Raw genomic sequence first — 3,404 nt, forward strand, 5'->3', positions numbered from 1 at the left:
TATATAATTTTTGTTATAGCGTTTTTATCTGGGATGTGGAAACCAAGTGCTATGAAAAGGGAATATGTATGGAGAAAATAGGGAAGAGTAAAGGAAGAAAAACAGCATTAATATAGTAGCAAACACCAGAGCATTAGGTACTATAAACAGCACTTTTTTCTAAAAAAAACTAAATCTATATTTACATTTAATTTGAAAACACTATATAAATATAAGTATTCAGAACGTAAATAACTCTAAAAATATAGAAAACAAATAGGTAATCAAAAGCAAGAATAAATTTAATTGCAGTATTTGTTTATGTATAGGAAATATGATTAACTTATGGGTTAATGGTTAACCACCGAAAATTATAAATTCAATACTATAATCTTATTTTTTATTTGTTAAATCAATCATAACTTGACATTGAGACAAATTTTAATATCTAGCTCTAAAATACTCATACCAAATTAATATAAAGTTGCATAGAACAATATTTTAATCAGGCGTTGCCTGTACATTAAAGAAATACTTGTTAATAAATTTCATAATTATGTGCCACCGCGGCACCCAATACCTAATACCTAACACCTACCGCCTACCACCTAACAACTAATTCTATGCAGCCTCACATAAAATTGGTATCAGAAAGTAATTAAAAATACAAAATTGTCTCTAACTCAGAGAATTGGGCTATATGGGATTTGACAAATTCTAACAGAAGTACGAAAATAAGTCCTAAAATTTCCCAAAATCTAATTCTCAAGTTATATAAAATCAGGTGAAACAAGAGGCATGAAAACTTTTTTTAAGCAGTCTATAGCTGCACTGACAACTTTAGGAGTATTAACTTTCTTTTCTCTTCGTCCAGTACCAGTTAGGGCAAATTTCTTTGACCAAAAAGAAGTCGAGCAGTCTAGATACATTGCAATTGCAGTTCCTCGTGCTTTTGGGCCACAGTTGCTAATTTTAGAACAAAAAACCGATGCTAGACAATGTTGGGGTGAAAGTGGCGATCGCCCGGTCTTGGTCGATCCTCTATTACTAAATTTTGACTTTACGGGTATTTGTGGACGTGCAACCGACAGTAATGGTTATTCTATCCGAATGGCAGGTACCGATCTAGCCCTTGAATATGCTCTCTCTTTGCAAATGAGCGGGGGGGATATACGACTAATGGGTATTTCTCGTTATGATTCTAATGCACCACGACTACTGATCGGCAGAACTTATGGTTTAGCTGACGGATTTACTAAAATTATTCTTGAACCTGGTTGGCGGTTTGCTAAAAGAAGTTATGGGGGTAAAGAGTTAGGTCATATATATGTTACTCATGACTGGATGCCAACAGAGTTAGAAACTAATAATAACAACTAGATAGGGTCTACTGAAAATATGTTTTTGTAGAGGGTAGGACTCAGAACTCAGAACTCAGAAGTCAAAAGTCAGAAGGAATAATTGTCTGATATTTGTCTGTCTAGAGTTTACTGAAAATGTGAGTATTTTTAGCTTTTTGGAGCGAAAAACTTGCATTTTTTTTCGTAAAAAAGGCTAAAGCATTTACAAATAAAGGCTTTTAGAGTTAATCAGCAAGTCCTAGATATATCAAATAAATTTAAAAAGGTAGCCATTAAAAATGACTACCTTTTAATAATCCTCAACACCACTTAAAATGAACTTAAAAAGTAATTGACACAACAGTTGTGCCTTAACGTAAATAGAGTTTTTGAGAAAGAGCATCGACGACTGACCGTGTTTCGTCTCGATGCTCTTGCTGATTCGCTCCTCACACGGTAGACATTCTAACTTAGAAAGCTAGTTTTGTCACTATATTTCAGTAATTTTTTTTGACAAATCTTGAAAGCACTATCTATCAAGAGCTTCACCTTTGAGATAACCAATCTAAAATCAAAGAATTAACTATTGTTGGCCTTTCATCGTGGGGACAATGACCTGTGTTGGGTATGGGAACAAATTGGATAGATGCACCTTTCTCTGCTAAGTCTTGATAAATTTTACCACCAGAAATTGGTGTCCAAGGATCGTTTTCTCCCCAAATTACTAACAATGGTGCTGGAATTTTTGGTAACAATTCTGAGGGATGGGGTCCAGCAGGTGCAGTGAGAATTGAAGCAAAGACTTTCTGCGCTCCAGGGTCGCAGGAAGGACGATGAAGTAGTTCGATTAACTCATCTGTAATGGCATCTTGATTACTATAAACTTGTTTGAGGGTGCCACGAATACGATATTTTTTACGGACTTGATTGAAAATAAATGGTCCTAGAGCTGGGGAATTAACTAATTTGCTGAACATTCCCATTATGAATCTTAGGGGAGGATTTAATTCTTGAGGTCGATGGTTTAAGCCTCCTGCACAGTTAATTAGAATCCCACCTGTACAAATTTCTGGGTAGTCTGCTAGTATCATTAGGCTAAGTAATCCACCAATGGAGTTGCCTATAAAGACGGTGGGTTTTTGAATATGTTGGTTCCAAAAGTCGTATAGTAGTTCTTGCCAAAGTTCTAATGAGTAATCTATAGGTGGCTTAGAAGATGCACCAAATCCTAGTAAGTCGAGGGCAAATACTTGATGGCCTCCAGCGGCGAGGGTAGGGATATTGTTACGCCAATGACCTATGGATGCACCAAAACCATGAATTAATACTAGGGGTTGTCCAGTTCCCATGACTGTATATTGGATTTGGTGGTTTTTCCAAGTCCAAGTATGCAGGTCTAGTTGATTTGGTGGTGTTGCTATAACGGGGTTCATTTTATAAAGTTTTGTAAACTTACATATTTATCATAATAGAAATGTTGGCAAAATTTAGGTCTATATTTTCATTAGTAGGGGAGTGGGGGAGTAGGGGAGTGGGGGAGAAGTAAACATCAGAATAATTAACATTAACTTGGCTAAAATTAGCAAAAAAATTTATTCTGCTCTTTTAAATTACTTAATAACTGAAGTGTTATCTAAGTTAAGTATTAATGTATGGGAATTGATATAGGATTATTGCATAAGCGATCGCTAAAGTAGCTTGCGAATAAAAATCCTAATTAACCGTTAAGTTGATTGATAAATTCTTGGTGTTCGGAACTAGATAATTCCTGCTGAAGTAGATTTAATACTTCAGGAAAATTTCTTTCTATTAAGGATGTAACTGCTAACTATAATTTCTGTAAATTTTGACTTTTTATCACTCCGTTTTATCTATAGCAACAGAAAGATACTCACTCTAACTAAAAATCCTAATTAATTGTGAAGTTGAAAGTCTCCAATATCTCACAACTCAAATCATATTGCTATAGATAATTTCTGCTGAAGTAGATTGAATACTTCAGGCAAATTTCTGTCTATTCAGGGTTTAACGGCAAACTATAATTTAGGGAAATTTTGACCTTTAAACCCTGGGTTTTTATTGATA

At 34.7% G+C, this 3,404-nt stretch carries 2 protein-coding genes; one reads left to right on the plus strand and one right to left on the minus strand.

Annotated features, from left to right (window positions below; all coding sequences use genetic code 11):
- Window positions 1–777 precede the first annotated feature (777 nt).
- A complete protein-coding gene (locus F6K13_RS24630; RefSeq protein ID WP_124142697.1) occupies window positions 778–1,359 on the plus strand; it encodes a DUF3747 domain-containing protein in 582 nt (193 codons plus the stop codon).
- A 505-nt stretch (window positions 1,360–1,864) separates the two neighbouring features.
- Here F6K13_RS24630 and F6K13_RS24635 read toward each other — a convergent pair.
- Window positions 1,865–2,752: an alpha/beta fold hydrolase gene (locus F6K13_RS24635; protein ID WP_124142698.1), complete on the minus strand. Its 888-nt coding sequence runs from the start codon at window positions 2,750–2,752 to the stop codon at window positions 1,865–1,867.
- Window positions 2,753–3,404 lie beyond the last annotated feature (652 nt).

Origin of the sequence: Okeania sp. SIO2B9 (genome assembly GCF_010672505.1) — a bacterium.
Classification (GTDB): domain Bacteria; phylum Cyanobacteriota; class Cyanobacteriia; order Cyanobacteriales; family Microcoleaceae; genus Okeania; species Okeania hirsuta.

What these genes read in the sequence shown, in the direction of transcription:
- F6K13_RS24630 (WP_124142697.1), top strand. Translation starts at nt 778, where the DNA reads ATGAAAACTTTTTTTAAGCAGTCTATAGCTGCACTGACAACTTTAGGA.
- F6K13_RS24635 (WP_124142698.1), bottom strand. Translation starts at nt 2,752, where the DNA reads ATGAACCCCGTTATAGCAACACCACCAAATCAACTAGACCTGCATACT.